Below are 14,242 nucleotides of genomic sequence, written 5' to 3'. Positions count from 1 at the left end.
CCATGAACCGCAGAAAACTGGCGATCATCGCCGGGATCGCCATTCTTGCTGCCGCGCTGCTGATTTTGCTCTGGCCCGACAGCGAAGCCGAGACCCACGCCGAGGGTGAGGAGCATGCCGAGGGCGAAGCGCACGCCGGAGAAGAAGGCGGCGAAACAGAGCAGCCTGAAGGACTGGTCCTGCTCAGTGACGAGCAGATCCGCACCGCGGAAATCGAACTTGCCACCGTCCGGACAGGCGCCGCGGTCGAGCTCGTCTTCCCCGCGACCGTTGCCGCCAGCCCGACCGCAAGCGCGCGTATCGATGCGCGTGCCTCGGGCGTCGTGCGCAGCATCGGCAAGACGCTGGGCGACTATGTTCGGGAGGGCGAAACCGTCGCGCGGATCGAAAGCGCCGATGCTTCGGCGCTCGCATCCCAGCTGAGTGCCGCCCGGGCTCGGGTAACCGAGCTTTCGTCTGCCTACGAACGCGAACGCCGTCTGTTCGAGGAGAATGTCACAGCACGGCAGGACCTCGAGGCCGCCCGCGCCAATCTCGACGTGGCCCGTTCCGAATTGAATCGGGCACAGGCCGCCGTCGCCGCGGCCGGTGTCAGCGGTGATGGCCGTTCGCTGGCAGTGACCAGTCCCTTGGCGGGCCGCGTGACGGCCGCACCGATCGTGCTCGGTTCCTTCGTCGATGCCGGCGAAGAGCTCTACCGCGTGGTCAACCCCAACGCTCTTCAGGTCGAAGTCGCCCTGCCGTCCGACGATGCCTCGCGCATCCAGCCGGGCGACGAAGCTGCGCTGATCGTCGGCGATGGCCGCGAAGTGGGTGCGCGTGTGCGCTCGGTAACGCCATCGCTCGATCCGGAAAGCCGCAGTGCGACCGCCGTGCTCAGCCTGACGCGACCGATCCCCGGGCTCCAGCCCGGCGCGTTCCTCCAGGCGCGTATTCGTCCCTCGGGAGAAGTCGACCGCGACCGCATCGCGGTGCCCGAGGACGCCGTGCAGGTGCTCGAAGGACGCGATGTGGTCTTCGTGCGGACGCAGCGCGGGTTCCAGGCGCGCGAGGTGGAAACGGGCAGCCGTACGGCTGGAATGGTGACGATCCTGTCCGGTCTCCAGCCTGGCTGGCGCATCGCCACCGACAATGCCTTCCTGCTGAAGGCCGAAATCGAGAAGGAGGGCGCGTCTCATGGCCATTGATCAGACCGCCGCTCCCGCAGCCGAGGATGCACACGAGGAAAGCCATCGCCACGGTCTTGTCGGGATGGTTCTCGATATTTCCGTGCGCTTTCGCTGGGCGATCATCGTCCTGACCGTGTTCGCCGCGATCTACGGCGCCTTCAACTTGTTGCGCCTGCCGATCGATGCGGTTCCCGACATCACCAACACGCAGGTCCAGATCAACACCAGCGCGCCCGCGCTTTCGCCTTCGCAGGTCGAGACGCAGGTGACCTTCCCGATCGAGACCGGATTGGCCGGGATCGAAGGGCTTGAAATGACCCGCTCGATCTCGCGCAACGGCTTCAGCCAGGTGACCGCGATCTTCGAGGAAGACACCGACCTGTACTTTGCCCGCCAGCAGGTCAACGAACGGCTGGCACCGATCGGCGCCTCGCTGCCCGAGGGAGCGGAGCCCACCATGGGTCCGATCTCGACCGGCCTTGGCGAAGTGCTGATGTACACTATCGAATACGATTATCCCGGCGGCAAGGGTGCGCCGACCGGCGGACGAATTGGATGGCAGGCCGACGGCAGCTTCATCACCGAACGCGGGGACAGGCTCGAAAGCGAGGTGGCCAAGGCGGCCTATCTGCGCACCGTGCAGGACTGGGTCGTGGCGCCACTGATGCGTTCTATCGATGGCGTCGCCGGGGTCGATTCCATCGGCGGATTCGAAAAGCAGTTCCTCGTCCAGCCCGACCCGGCCCGCCTTACCGGCTATGGGCTGTCCTTCGATTCGCTGATCGATGCGCTCGAGGCCGCCAATCTCGCCGCTGGTGCCAATTTCGTTGACCGCGCTGACGAGGCTCTGCTGGTTCGGGTCGATGCCAGGCTGGGCAGCATCGCGGATATCGAGGAGGCGGTCGTCGCCACCCGCGAGGGTGTGCCGATCCGTATCGGCGACGTGGCGACTGTCGAAATCGGCGGAGATCTGCGGACTGGCGCCGCCTCGCTCAACGGCGAAGAAGCCGTGGTCGGCACGGTGCTGATGCGTGCGGGTGAAAACAGCAGAACGGTCGCGGCCGGCGCTGCCGAGCGGCTCGAGGAAGTCCGTGCGTCGCTGCCGGACGGGATCGAGGCCGAAATCGTTTATAACCGGTCTTCACTGGTCGATGCGACGATCGCCACGGTCGAGAAGAACCTGCTCGAAGGCGCCTTGCTGGTCATCGCCGTGCTGTTCCTGCTGCTCGGCAACATCCGGGCCGCGATCATAACGGCCCTCGTTATCCCGATCTCGATGCTCATGGCGGCGATCGGAATGAACCGGCTCGGCGTTTCCGGCAATCTGATGAGTCTGGGGGCGCTGGACTTCGGCCTGATCGTCGACGGTGCCGTCATCATCGTCGAGAACAGCGTCGCGCGTCTCGCCATGCGGCAGCATCGCGAAGGGCGCCTGCTCACTCTGGGCGAGCGTCTGACCGAGACCCGGCTCGCGGCACAGGAAATGATCAAGCCAACAGTCTACGGGCAGGCGATCATTTTCCTCGTCTTCGCGCCGCTGCTCACCTTCACCGGGGTCGAGGGCAAGACGTTCTCGCCGATGGCGATCACGATGATGCTTGCGCTCGCCTCGGCTTTCGTGCTGTCGCTGACCTTCGTGCCGGCGATGATCGCGGTCCTGCTCAACAAGAAGCTGACCGAGACGGAAGTGAAGCCGATCCGCTGGACCAAGGACCGCTATGGCCCCGCCTTGCGCAAGGCCATCGCGCGGCCCTGGCCGGTAATCGGCGGCGGCGTCGGTGTGTTCGCGCTGGCGGCATTCATTTTCGGCTTCCTTGGCAGCGAGTTCACGCCGCAGCTCGACGAGACCGATCTCGCGGTGCAGTCGCTGCGCATTCCGTCGACCTCTCTCGAACGCTCCTTGTCGATGCAGCGACGCGTGGAAGACAGGCTGGAAGAGTTCCCGCAAGTGGAGCTGGTGTTCTCGCGGACGGGCACGGCGGAGGTCGCCAGCGACCCGATGCCGCCCAACGCCTCGGATGCGTACGTCATCCTCAAACCCCGCGAGGAATGGCCCGACCCGGATCTGTCGAAGGACGAGCTCGTTGCGCAGATGGAGGAAGGCCTCGGGGAACTGGTCGGCAATCTCTACGAGTTCAGCCAGCCGATCGAACTGCGCTTCAACGAACTGATCGCGGGCGTGCGCGGCGATGTCGCGGTCAAGCTCTACGGGGACGACCTCACGGCGTTGACCGAGGCAGCCGGCGAAGTCGCGGGCGTCCTGCAAGGCGTCGAAGGCGCGGCGGACGTCAAGGTGCAGCAGGTGACGGGGTTCCCGACGCTCGACATCGCCTTCGACCGCCCGACCATCGCGCGATATGGGCTGACCGTGGAAGACGTGGCGCAATCAGTGGCCATCGCGCTCGGCGGGCGGCCTGCCGGTCTGGTCTTCGAAGGCGATCGCAGGTTCGAGGTTATCGTTCGTCTGGAAGCTGCGGCGCGGGACGATTTCGACCAGCTCGGGGCGCTCCCGATCGTCCTTGAAAACGGCGTCACAGTTCCACTGCGGGCGCTGGCCGATTTCCGGGTCGTCGATGGCCTCGCCGAAGTGCGCCGTGAACAGGGACGCCGACTGGTAATCGTCTCGGCAAACGTTCGCGAACGCGATCTCGGCTCCTTCGTCGAAGAGGCCCAGGAAGGCGTTGCTGCCCAGGTCGATATGCCGCCTGCCTCGTTCATTGAATGGGGTGGCCAGTATCAGAACCTGCAAGCGGCGCAGGCACGGCTCGCTGTCGTCGTGCCCGTGTGCTTCGCCCTTGTCCTGCTCCTGCTGTTCATGGCGCTTGGCGGCTGGGTTCCGGCCCTGGCGGTGTTCAGTGCCATTCCCATGGCGCTGGCGGGTGGCATCTTTGCGCTCGCGCTGAGGGGGCTGCCCTTCTCGGTATCGGCGGCAGTGGGCTTCATCGCGCTTTCGGGCGTAGCGGTGCTCAACGGGCTCGTCATGATGACGGCCATCCGGCAGCGTCTCGAGAAGGGCATGGCTCTCGACGAGGCGATCGAGGAGGGCGCCATGGCGCGGATGCGCCCCGTGCTGATGACCGCGCTGGTCGCTTCGCTCGGCTTCGTGCCGATGGCGATCGCGACCGGTACCGGTGCCGAAGTGCAGCGTCCGCTGGCCACCGTCGTCATCGGAGGGCTGATTACCGCAACCATTCTGACCCTGTTCGTCCTGCCTGCGATCGCGCGGCTCGTGCTGCATCGTTCCGACGATGAGCGCAGCTGGCGTGAGAAATGGTGGGATCGCCTGCGCCGCAATGTCACGGGGGAGGAACGCGACGAATTGCGAGAGGTTACATAAAGGAAGGGGCTCAAGAAATCCGACCGAAGAGGCTGTTGTGCTGGATATAGTAGAAGGGAATGGGCTGATCCGGGTCAGAGCTGGAGCAACCCTCGAAAGCTCGGACTACGACCGCTTCGTGCCCCTGTTCGAGCGCATTGCTGTGCGCAAGCGGAGAGCGGTGCCGATGGTCATCGAGCTCGCTCCGGATTTCTCGGGCCGGGATGTCGGCGGCATCTGGCGCGACCTCCGCTTCGATGTGAAGCACAAGGAGCAGTTCGGCCGTATTGCGGTCATCGGCACGAGAGACTGGGACGAATGGGCAACAGAGCTGTCCGATGCTCTCTTCCCGCCGGCCGAGGTGCGCTTTTTCGAGCCGGGAGCCGGAGGAAGCGCCGAACTGTGGGCATGGACCGGTCCGGCAGGCGAAGGTGAAGCCCCATGAGCGAAACGAACCTTGACCTCGGCTCGGCCGACAAGCGCCGGACCCTGTGGATCGTGCTCTGGCTCAATCTTGCCATTGCGGTTGGCTTCTTCATTACCGGCGCAATCGGCGACTCCAACGCGCTGATCGCGAACGGACTGGACAATACATCTGACGCCGTCGTCTATGGCCTGAGTCTCCTCGCACTCACCCGCTCGCGGGTGTGGAAGCGAGGCGCGGCACGTGTTTCCGGTATCATGCTGCTGATCTTTGCGGTCGGCGTCGTGCTCGATGCCGTAAGGCGCTTTCTCGAGGGATCCGAACCTGCCGGCGTAATGATGATGGCGATGGCTGCCGTGGCTGCGGTCGTGAACCTTCTCTCGCTCTACCTGCTCAAGAAGCTGAAGAACCGCGATGTGAACCTGCGCGCGGCGACCACTTTCAGTTTCAACGATTTCGTGGCTAACGGCGGCATCATTATTGCCGGTGTCATCGTGCTTTTCACCGGCGCCAACTGGCCAGACCTTGTGGTCGGCGTCGCGGTTGCGTGCATTGCGCTCTATGGCGGTGTCGAGATCCTTCGCGATGCGCACATGGACATTCACGAGGAGAGGGGCACCGAACACCAGGGTTTCGGGAAAAAGTGACGGCAGTCTGGGCAGCGGTCCTTCTCGCCGCCGTCTGGGCAGCGCACTGGGGCTCGGAACGGCTGTCCGGCCCGCTCAAGAAGCTTCGCAAGCAATGGGGCTATTCGGTCGCCGCAGGCGGTTCCTTTCTGGGTATCGTTGCCGCCTCGCCAGAAATAGGCATCAACGTCACGAGTGCTGCGCGCGGCGTATCGGACATCGGGTTGGGCGCAATTCTGGGTTCGAACGTTCTCGCCATTCCGCTCATGGTGGCTACCGCCTACTTTGCGACCCGCAAATCCGGCTTACACGAAGCGGGAAAGAACCACGAGCAGCATCGGCGAACGCATTACGTTGCGGTCGATAAGGAGGCCGTCTCGGTTCAGGCGCTACCTTATCTCGCGATCGTTGCGGTCTTCGCTTTGCTGACGCTGCCCGCCCCGTGGCGGGGCTTGCAACCGATCGATGCTCATGACCTTCGGCTATACCCAGAGGGAAGTCGTTGCAGCGCTCATCAACCTGACCACGCTGCTCATCATCGGCTTTTACCTGCTCGTGGAGGCCATCAATCGCTTTGCCAATCCGCAGTCTGTTGAGGGCTGGACCGTTATTGGCGTGGCGGGAATTGCTTTGGTGATCGATCTCGTCACCGCCTTCATCACACATCGCGGCGCAGGCCACAGCATAAACATGAAGGCGGCGTTCCTTCACAACGTTTCTGACGCGATGGATTCCGTTGGCGTGATCGCGGCAGGGGTTCTGATTCTCCTGTACGATTTCTACCTCGCGGACCTGATCATCACCGTGGTTATTGCTGGCTATGTGATCTGGCAGGGTCTGTCGCTGATGCCGAGGACGGTTCGCCTGCTGATGGGAGCCGTGCCTGATGAAGTGGAGTTCGATCAGATCGTTCGCGCCCTGCAGGAGCACGATGGCATCGCTGGCGTGCATCATGTTCATGTCTGGAACCTGGGCGAGCACCGCCGCTCTGGAAGTACATCTCACTCCCTCGACATCCTCACTTCAGGCGTTCGAGAAGCTCAAACAACCGATAAGGGATATGCTGCTGGAAAAGTTCGGCATCGCTCACGCAACCCTCGAGGCATGCCTCGCGACCGAATGCGACGATCAGCTGATACCGACGCATCCTCCGGCTAGCGACCCCGATCACTGATCCACCGCGGTAATGCGCGGGCGGGATGCCGGCAGTGAACACGGCGCTGGCGCAGCTTGCGCCTGTACCGGGCAACTCCGAGCGCAACCGGCACAGCCTTGGTATCTTCGCTCAAAACTTGAAAGCTGTCAGAGGCAGAAGCGCGCTGAAAGCGGTGTGATTCGTCGGTTTGATTGCAGCCGATGCTAATCGAGGCCGGACGAGCTCCTCGTTATCACCATCTTTTCCGGGCTCATATCGGACATTGTATATCCGATACCGCCTGTTCCGAGACCGGAGTGCCGTCGACCTGCGAAGGGCATCCAGTCGACTCGGAAGGCGGTATGGTCGTTGACCAGCACTGTGGAGCCCGACAGGCGCTCGACGCAATAATCGGCAATGTGCTGTCGCTCGGTAAATACGGCGGCCTGAAAGGAATAAGGCAGCTCGTTCGCCTGGGAAATGGCTGCATCGATACTGTCGTATCCGTAGAGGCACACAACGGGCCCGAACACCTCCTCTCGCGAGACCTTGGCGGCGCGAGGCGGATCGATAAGAACGGTGGGATGATACAGCGTCGGGCCGATGCGCTTGCCACCTGCGGCTAGCTCGGCGCCGCTCTCGACGGCGGCCGCGACCCAGGCTTCGATCCGGTCGACCTCGGCAGGGCGAATGAGAGGACCGCACTGAGTTTCCTCGTTGGTGGGGTCCCCCACCTTCAGTGCCTTTGCGCCCGCAGCGAGCGCGGCAGCGAAGTCCGGCAGTTCGGCACGCGGAACGAACACCCGCTGGACCGATACGCAGACCTGACCGGAATGATAAAACCCCCCTTTCAGGAGCGACGGAATGACGTTTTCGCGTGGTATATTCTCATCGACGATGACCGGGGCCGCGCCCCCATGTTCCAGCGCCACACGTGTACCGGGTGCGAGCCTCGAACGGAGCATCCAGCCTACCTTGGCTGAGCCGATGAAGGAGAAGAACGCCGTTCGCGGATCCGTGACCATTTGTTCGGCGACATCGTCCGTGCAGGGCACGAAGCGGCACCAGCGTTCGTCTAGGCCTGCCTCGTACAGGATTTCCACGAAACTCTTGCAGGACAACGGAGTATCCTTGGCCGGTTTCACCAAAACGGGACATCCCGTCGCGACAGCGGGGCCAACCTGATGGGCGATCAGATTAAGGGGATGGTTGAACGCCGAAATCGCGACCACCGGCCCGATCGGCTCCCGAAAGGTGTAGGCTGTTCGGCCTGCGCCCGCCTCGGTCAGCTCCATCGGAATCTGGCGTCCGCCGCTCGCGAACAGTTCATGCGCGCAGAGTTCGACGCTCTGAACGGCGCGGCTCGTTTCCGCACGGGCGTCGACAAGCGGTTTTCCGCCCTCGCGCGCGATCTGCATTGCGAGGCTCTCTGCACGCTCGTGCATGAGCGAGCTCGCACGCTGCAAGATGGCAATCCGCTCGTGAACCGGAATCCAGGCCTGCCGGTCTTCGTGCAACGCACGCGCCTCGTCGAGCCAGCAATCGATCTTCGACCAGTCGACCAGGTCCACGCTGCCGATGCACTTCTGGTCGTAAGGATTGAGGACCTGCCAGGTCATTGGGGGCACTCCATCGCGCTCAGCTCATCGATCAGAACTTTGCGGTTCTCGGAGTAATCTACCGGCAGATCCACTAAGTGAACGCCGCCGCTTTCGAACGCCTCGCTCAAGGTCGGAACCAGTGCTTGGCTGCTGTCGATCCGGTGGCCCGTGGCGCCATAACTTTTCGCGTAGGTGACAAAGTCGGGGTTGGCGAAGCTCAGACCGTAATCGGGAAAGCCAAGTTGCTCCTGCTTCCACCGGATCATCCCGTAAGCGGCATCGTTGAGAATGAGCACAACCAGATTGAGGCCAAGCCGAACCGCGGTTTCCACTTCCTGCGAATTCATCATGAACCCGCCATCGCCGCAAACGGCCAGCACACGGCGTTCTGGCGAGAGCATCGCCGCCATCATGGCCGAGGGCAGCCCGGCTCCCATAGTCGCCAGTGCGTTGTCGACCAGAATGGTGTTGGGCTCATGCGCGATGTAATTGCGGGCGAACCAGATCTTGTAGATACCATTATCGAGCGCCACGATGTCGTCCCGCCCCATGACCTTGCGCACATCGGCGACAACGCGCTGGGGTATGACCGGGAACCGTGCATCGTCACTGCCGCGACGGATATGCGCGGCGATTTCTTCGTGCACACCGGCATATGCTGTCAGGTCGCACGGTCGCTTTCCGCGAAGCCGCTCTCCCAGACGTTCCACCGACCCGGCAATATCGCCGATAACCTCCAGCTGCGGAAAATAGACCTGATCGACCTCGGCGGCCTTGTAATTGATGTGAATGACGGTTTGCCCGCCGGGCTCCATGAAGAAGGGTGGCTTTTCGACAACGTCATGACCGATATTGACGATCAGATCGGCGCGCTCGATGGCGCAATGAACATAGTCGTCGGAGGACAGCGCCGCGGTGCCGAGATAGAGCGGACTCGCTTCGTCGAGCACCCCCTTGCCCATCTGAGTATCGAAGAACGGAAACTGGGTATTGTCAACGAACTTGCGGAGCGCTTTGCAGGCGCTGCGCCGGTTGGCTCCGGCTCCCACCAGAAGGAGTGGGCGTTCGGCGGCGACGATCCGCTCGGCCGCTTCATCGAGCGCGGCATCGCCCGCCACGGCATAGTGACGCGGGTGAGGCGCAACGACGGGTTCCGACGTTTTTTCCTCCGCGATATCCTCGGGCAACTCCAGCAGTACTGCGCCGGGTCGTTCTTCCTGCGCCCTTCGGAAACCCTCGCGAATTAAGGACGGAATGCGATTACCGTTCACGATCTGCTTTGCCATTTTGCATAAAGGGGTGAAGAGCGCGACCACATCGACGATTTGAAACTGGGCCTGCTTCGAGACCTTGATGGGCTTCTGGCCGGTAATGATAACGAGGGGGAAAGCGCCCAGCGCAGCGTAGGCGGCCGGCGTTGTAAGGTTGGTCGCCCCCGGTCCCAGCGTCGCCAGACAGACGCCGGGTTTTCCGGTGAGGCGACCATATGTTGCTGCCATGAAGCCCGCTCCCTGTTCATGGCGGGTGACGATCAATCTGATCGAAGATGTGCGAAGCGATTCAAGCAAATCCAAATTCTCCTCACCGGGCACGGCAAAGATGTACTCGACACCTTCGGCTTCCAGGGCGGCGACTAGGAGATCGGATGCTTTCATCAGCGAAGTCTTTCTTGGATTTCTGTTGATAGGTCTGCTGCGGTTGCGTTCCGGTGTTCGACTTGATGGGACAACAGCCATGAGCCAGAGGTAACCTTAACAGGCTCGTGCACCAATTGCAGGAGAAGCCGCGATGAGCCGTGCGAGTAGATAACAACGGTGCCGATGGTGCACCGTTCCAACGTGCGAGGATCGCTGTTCTAGTCCCGACTCGTGGCAGCCGCTTTGCTTTCGCCGATCCACGGGCAGACCGCCCCTATCCGGTTCTCGACGCGAAGCTCGAGCCTTTCGCCTCCCTTCGAACGCAGACCGAACTCAGGCGCTTCAACGACGCTTATATCGTTCTTCGTCCGAGTGGCTGCTCGTCGGTCGAAAGCACCATAACATCGGACCGACAGGAACGTGGGGACAGGGCCCTGCGTTAAACGAGCGAGCGCGCCGTAGCAGCGCAACTATTTGCCAAAAACCTAGGAGAAATGACATGGAAATTCGCGAACTGATGACAAAGGATCCGGCATGCTGCAGCCCATCGGACAGTGTGAAGGAAGCCGCCTCGCTGATGGCAAGCAACGACTGCGGTCAAATTCCGGTGACCGACACTGAAGGTCAGCTTGTCGGCGTCATCACCGACCGAGACATCGCTTGCCGCTGCGTAGCGCAGGGCAAATCCGCAGACACCAAGGTGGAAGAGATCATGTCATCTTCTCCCGTCACCGTGACTATCGAGGCGAGCGTTGCCGAATGCTGCAAGAAGATGGAAGACAATCAGGTCCGCCGCCTCCCGGTCGTCGATGGTGCTGGCAGGTGCTGCGGTATCGTGTCGCAAGCCGATATTGCGCGGCACGCTGGTGAACATCAGACAGGCGACCTCGTGCGCGAAGTGTCGGAGCCGGCGCAATAGTTTGCTTTGGCGCGTATGCTAAGGCGCCTCGGCGTCGCGGCTGAACGCTCGCGCGGATCCTGTCAGAGCAAATGCACCAGCTGTCAGAACGGGCCTAATCAGCTAGAGTCGCGGCCATGCCAAGACCTCGTAAGCCAGCCAGTCCATTCCGCTATTTCAACTCATCACCTGAGGTGATCCGCCTTGTAGTGATGATGTACGTCCGCTTTCCGCTGAGCCTGCGGAACGTCGAGGACCTGTTGTTCGAACGCGGCATCGACATCAGCCACGAGACGGTGCGCCATTGGTGGAACAGGTTCGGCCCAATGTTCGCCGCCGATGTCCGTCGCCAGCGGGTCAGTAGGATGAAGGGCTTCCGCCAATGGAAGTGGCATCTCGATGAGGTGTACGTGAAGATCAACGGGGAGATGCACTACCTTTGGCGAGCGGTCGACCAGGAAGGCGAGGTACTCGAGAGCTACGTTACGAAGACCCGAGATAAGAAGGCTGCGCTGCGGTTCATAAAGAAGGCGCTGCGACGTCACGGCTCACCGACTGAGATCACCACTGACGGTCTTCGCTCCTACAGAGCAGCGATGACCGAACTGGGCAACGCCGAGAAGCAGGAGGTGGGGCGCTGGGCCAACAACAGGGTGGAGAACAGCCATCTCCCATTCCGACGACGAGAACGGGCGATGCTCAGATTTAGACAAATGAAGTCGCTACAGAAGTTCGCCTCGGTCCACGCCAACGTCCATAACCACTTCAACCTCGAACGCCACCTCATCGACAGACAGACCTACAAGACCCGCCGCTCGGCCGCACTGGCCGAGTGGCAGAACCTCATGGCCTGAGCTGACTGAGGGGAGGGGGAGAGCTCTGCCAATCGGAGACGAGTTGCGGTTAGACTGACAGCACCCCCCTGGCGGGATCAGCCCCGCCAACTGCGACATTTCTGGTCAGACCCTGCCGGGCATTTCCAAATGGTCGTTCTCGTTCGGAGCCGAAGGCAATCTACCGGTGACCCTCCTTGGCCTATCCGGTCAGGTCTACCTCGGCTACGACGGCAGCTACCGGTCGCGTTTCTCCTCCAACCCGACCCCATCCGCCTACACCGGCATCGACGGCTATTCGCTACACAACGTCCGCCTGGGTTTTCGGAGCGAAGAGGGCTTCAACATTTTTGGGTGGGTCCGCAACGCCTTTGGTCAGGATTACTTCGAACAACTCCAGGTTCCTAGCGGCAACACCGGCTTGATCGTCGGCAACCCGGGTGATCCGCGAACCTACGGGTTGACGATCCAGACGCAATTTTGATCTATCTGACGAGGGGGTCCTGTCAGAGCAAATGCACCCGCTGGCAGAACGGTCCTAATCAGCTAGAGGCGCGGCCATACCAATACCTCGTAAATCAGCCAGCCCATTCCGCTTTTTTAATTCGTCGCCTGAGGTGATCCGCCTGGTTGTGATGATGTACGTCCGCTTCCCGCTGAGCCTGCGGAACGTTGAAGACCTGCTCTTCGAGCGCGGGATCGACATCAGCCACGAGACGGTGCGCCATTGGTGGAAAAGGTTCGGCCCGATGTTTGCGGCAGACGTCCGGCGCCAGCGGGTCAGCCGAATGAAGGGCTTCCGTCAGTGGAAGTGGCATCTCGACGAGGTGTACGTGAAGATCAACGGCGAGATGCACTACCTGTAGCGAGCGGTCGACTGAGAGGTTGAGGTGCTCGAGAGCTACGTCACCAAGACGAGAGACAAGAAGGCGGCCCTGCGGTTCATGAAGAAAGCGCTGCGACGTCACGGCTCGCCGGCCGAGATCACCACCGATGGGCTAAGTTCCTACAAGGCAGCGATGACCAAGCTGGGCAACGCCGAGAAGCAAGTAATGGGACGCTGGGCCAACAACAGGGTGGAGAACAGCCACCTGCCATTCCGACGTCGAGAGCGGGCGATGCTACGGTTGCGACAGATATCGAGCCTACAAAAGTTCGCCTCGGTCCACGCCAACGTACACAACCACTTCAATCTCGAACGCCATTTGATCGACCGACAGACCTACGAGATCCGCCGCTCGGCCGCACTGGCCGAGTGGCAGACCCTCATGGCCTGAGTTGACAGCGGGGAAGGGGAAGCCTCGCCAATCGGAGACGAGTTGCGGTTAGACTGACAGCACCGAATTCAGCGCCGGTGCTCTCGCCGCTCTGACCGACGCGCGGCTGCGGGCTGCTTGCCCACGCCTGGTCCTCACCTAGCTGGTTGGTAGAAAAAGCGAATCCTCAAGGGGACCGCCCTGGCTCATCTGGATGCTATCGGCATCGCCGTCGAGGTCTTTGATCTGTGGAGCCATCCACGCGCGCTTGGCCAAATTGTCGTCAGGTTTCATTAAATATTATCCTTGGATAGCACTTGCGCCTCGCCTTATCGCGAACCGCAGTTTGCGCAATGGGCGCCGTTGGCGTGGTGTGCGCCGGTTGCGTATCGCATGTGGACTATGGTCACCGCGAGAATAGCTGTCTGGCAGCTAAGGACCCCGTTGCAGACCTTCGTCTCCGCTCTCACACATATTTCAAATTTGTTAGCAAATATTCACGGAGATTATCGAGAATTACCTCTTGTGCGCTCCCCCATTGAATCCAGAGAATTGCTCAAGTAGCTCGGCCAGCCAGCTAGCGGCACGGGAACTTTCGGACCGGGAGGGATCATTCAACAAGCGCATGACGTGACGGGATACGAATTGCGAAGGACCATTATAAGCCATGCTCCAGTCCGGAAAGCGTCGTGCGGTCAAGGGGTCTTGGATGACGATTTCCAGCTTGGTGTGCCGTTCGTCGCGGCCAATTGAAGCAATAAGTTCACTAACTACCGTCTCTTCGCCTTCCACTACCTGCGCGAAGTGTGTTCCTGTAAATACAAGTGCACCGGTGACGCCCACCGACGCATTGAACGTGTGGGCTGTCGCAAGGATGCGTTCCACTTCGCCTTGAGCGTTGCAGGGCTCGATCGTGCTTTCGCTGATGTAGAGTAACGATTGTAAACCCATGTCTCGCCCTTGTTTTCGCCATAAGCGGTAATGCAGTTAACCACCCTGAAGCGGACAATACATTTTCGTGAACCCGATCATTCGTCGGATAGAATCGACCACGCCTTGAGGGTCGTAGGGTCGAGCAAGATGCGGCCCCTCCTGACAGAGTTCGGCGGCCCTTTGTGCTGCGGACTTGATGTTGTCTGCTAGTGCTATTTCAACACCGTCGCGAAGCTTCTGTTCACTGGCCCACCGATGGAACTGAAAGGGATTGAGGGACCCCGGAGCCTCTGCGTCGCTTAGGATAAGATCGTTGAATTGTTATAACGCGCGAGAATGATATTCGGGCCCGGACAGTCGGAACATCAACTTTCCACCCCAAGGTGGCCACTTCGGCGCTTTTCCAATCTACCT

At 61.3% G+C, this 14,242-nt stretch carries 11 protein-coding genes and 3 pseudogenes; 10 read left to right on the top strand and 4 right to left on the bottom strand.

The window, feature by feature from the left end; all coding sequences use genetic code 11:
- Nucleotides 1-2: 2 nt before the first annotated feature.
- The 6 genes and pseudogenes from GRI62_RS09895 (at nucleotide 3) to GRI62_RS09870 (ending at nucleotide 6,693) form a co-directional block, all read left to right on the top strand.
- The gene (locus tag GRI62_RS09895) at nucleotides 3-1,187 is read left to right on the top strand and encodes an efflux RND transporter periplasmic adaptor subunit (protein ID WP_131453199.1); all 1,185 of its coding nucleotides are present in this window, start codon (nucleotides 3-5) and stop codon (nucleotides 1,185-1,187) included.
- A 64-nt stretch (nucleotides 1,188-1,251) separates the two neighbouring features.
- A complete protein-coding gene (locus GRI62_RS09890) occupies nucleotides 1,252-4,506 on the top strand; it encodes an efflux RND transporter permease subunit (protein ID WP_234027588.1) in 3,255 nt (1,084 codons plus the stop codon).
- A 37-nt stretch (nucleotides 4,507-4,543) separates the two neighbouring features.
- Nucleotides 4,544-4,930, top strand: a complete 387-nt coding sequence (locus tag GRI62_RS09885) for a SpoIIAA family protein (RefSeq protein ID WP_131453197.1) — start codon at nucleotides 4,544-4,546, stop codon at nucleotides 4,928-4,930.
- Nucleotides 4,927-5,556 (top strand): cation diffusion facilitator family transporter, encoded by a 630-nt coding sequence (locus tag GRI62_RS09880; protein WP_131453196.1) that lies wholly within the window; start codon nucleotides 4,927-4,929, stop codon nucleotides 5,554-5,556. The genes GRI62_RS09885 and GRI62_RS09880 overlap by 4 nt, the downstream gene beginning before the upstream one ends.
- Nucleotides 5,457-5,951: pseudogene (locus tag GRI62_RS14700) on the top strand (hypothetical protein); the annotation flags it as partial. The gene GRI62_RS09880 and the pseudogene GRI62_RS14700, both read left to right, overlap by 100 nt.
- Nucleotides 5,952-6,006: 55 nt before the next feature.
- Nucleotides 6,007-6,693 (top strand): cation diffusion facilitator family transporter, encoded by a 687-nt coding sequence (locus GRI62_RS09870; protein WP_234027421.1) that lies wholly within the window; start codon nucleotides 6,007-6,009, stop codon nucleotides 6,691-6,693.
- 201 nt (nucleotides 6,694-6,894) lie between these two features.
- Here the strand turns inward: GRI62_RS09870 and GRI62_RS09865 are convergent, their stop codons facing one another.
- Nucleotides 6,895-8,289 (bottom strand): aldehyde dehydrogenase family protein, encoded by a 1,395-nt coding sequence (locus tag GRI62_RS09865; protein ID WP_131453195.1) that lies wholly within the window; start codon nucleotides 8,287-8,289, stop codon nucleotides 6,895-6,897.
- On the bottom strand, nucleotides 8,286-9,926 hold the full coding sequence (locus tag GRI62_RS09860; RefSeq protein ID WP_131453194.1) for an acetolactate synthase large subunit: 1,641 nt from the start codon (nucleotides 9,924-9,926) through the stop codon (nucleotides 8,286-8,288). Before GRI62_RS09860 ends, GRI62_RS09865 begins: the two co-directional genes overlap by 4 nt.
- A 481-nt stretch (nucleotides 9,927-10,407) precedes the next feature.
- Here GRI62_RS09860 and GRI62_RS09855 point away from each other — a divergent pair, with 481 nt between their 5' ends.
- The 4 genes and pseudogenes from GRI62_RS09855 to GRI62_RS09840 all read left to right on the top strand — a co-directional run bounded on the left by GRI62_RS09855 (nucleotide 10,408) and on the right by GRI62_RS09840 (nucleotide 12,916).
- The gene (locus GRI62_RS09855; RefSeq protein WP_131453193.1) at nucleotides 10,408-10,827 is read left to right on the top strand and encodes a CBS domain-containing protein; all 420 of its coding nucleotides are present in this window, start codon (nucleotides 10,408-10,410) and stop codon (nucleotides 10,825-10,827) included.
- 116 nt (nucleotides 10,828-10,943) lie between these two features.
- Complete coding sequence (locus tag GRI62_RS09850; RefSeq protein ID WP_131453192.1) at nucleotides 10,944-11,660, top strand: IS6 family transposase; 717 nt, start codon at nucleotides 10,944-10,946, stop codon at nucleotides 11,658-11,660.
- Nucleotides 11,661-11,730: 70 nt separating this feature from the next.
- Nucleotides 11,731-12,123, top strand: a pseudogene (locus GRI62_RS09845) (TonB-dependent receptor); the annotation flags it as partial.
- A 151-nt stretch (nucleotides 12,124-12,274) separates the two neighbouring features.
- Nucleotides 12,275-12,916, top strand: a pseudogene (locus tag GRI62_RS09840) (IS6 family transposase).
- A 138-nt stretch (nucleotides 12,917-13,054) separates the two neighbouring features.
- Here the strand turns inward: GRI62_RS09840 and GRI62_RS14630 are convergent.
- Nucleotides 13,055-13,189, bottom strand: coding sequence for a hypothetical protein (locus tag GRI62_RS14630; protein ID WP_267901980.1), 135 nt, complete (start codon nucleotides 13,187-13,189; stop codon nucleotides 13,055-13,057).
- Between the two features lie 222 nt (nucleotides 13,190-13,411).
- Complete coding sequence (locus GRI62_RS09835) at nucleotides 13,412-13,846, bottom strand: BLUF domain-containing protein (RefSeq protein WP_131453191.1); 435 nt, start codon at nucleotides 13,844-13,846, stop codon at nucleotides 13,412-13,414.
- Between the last annotated feature and the right edge of the window lie 396 nt (nucleotides 13,847-14,242).

The organism is Aurantiacibacter arachoides (genome assembly GCF_009827335.1).
GTDB lineage: Bacteria > Pseudomonadota > Alphaproteobacteria > Sphingomonadales > Sphingomonadaceae > Alteraurantiacibacter > Alteraurantiacibacter arachoides.
Note: the sequence above shows the minus strand (reverse complement) of the source record. Positions and strands in the feature narration are given on the sequence as shown.

Bases quoted from the DNA above. Each gene is read 5' to 3' on its own strand.
- GRI62_RS09895 (WP_131453199.1), top strand. From the start codon at position 3: ATGAACCGCAGAAAACTGGCGATCATCGCCGGGATCGCCATTCTTGCT.
- GRI62_RS09890 (WP_234027588.1), top strand. From the start codon at position 1,252: ATGGTTCTCGATATTTCCGTGCGCTTTCGCTGGGCGATCATCGTCCTG.
- GRI62_RS09880 (WP_131453196.1), top strand. From the start codon at position 4,927: ATGAGCGAAACGAACCTTGACCTCGGCTCGGCCGACAAGCGCCGGACC.
- GRI62_RS09870 (WP_234027421.1), top strand. From the start codon at position 6,007: ATGACCTTCGGCTATACCCAGAGGGAAGTCGTTGCAGCGCTCATCAAC.
- GRI62_RS09865 (WP_131453195.1), bottom strand. From the start codon at position 8,289: ATGACCTGGCAGGTCCTCAATCCTTACGACCAGAAGTGCATCGGCAGC.
- GRI62_RS09860 (WP_131453194.1), bottom strand. From the start codon at position 9,926: ATGAAAGCATCCGATCTCCTAGTCGCCGCCCTGGAAGCCGAAGGTGTC.
- GRI62_RS09855 (WP_131453193.1), top strand. From the start codon at position 10,408: ATGGAAATTCGCGAACTGATGACAAAGGATCCGGCATGCTGCAGCCCA.
- GRI62_RS09850 (WP_131453192.1), top strand. From the start codon at position 10,944: ATGCCAAGACCTCGTAAGCCAGCCAGTCCATTCCGCTATTTCAACTCA.
- GRI62_RS14630 (WP_267901980.1), bottom strand. From the start codon at position 13,189: ATGAAACCTGACGACAATTTGGCCAAGCGCGCGTGGATGGCTCCACAG.
- GRI62_RS09835 (WP_131453191.1), bottom strand. From the start codon at position 13,846: ATGGGTTTACAATCGTTACTCTACATCAGCGAAAGCACGATCGAGCCC.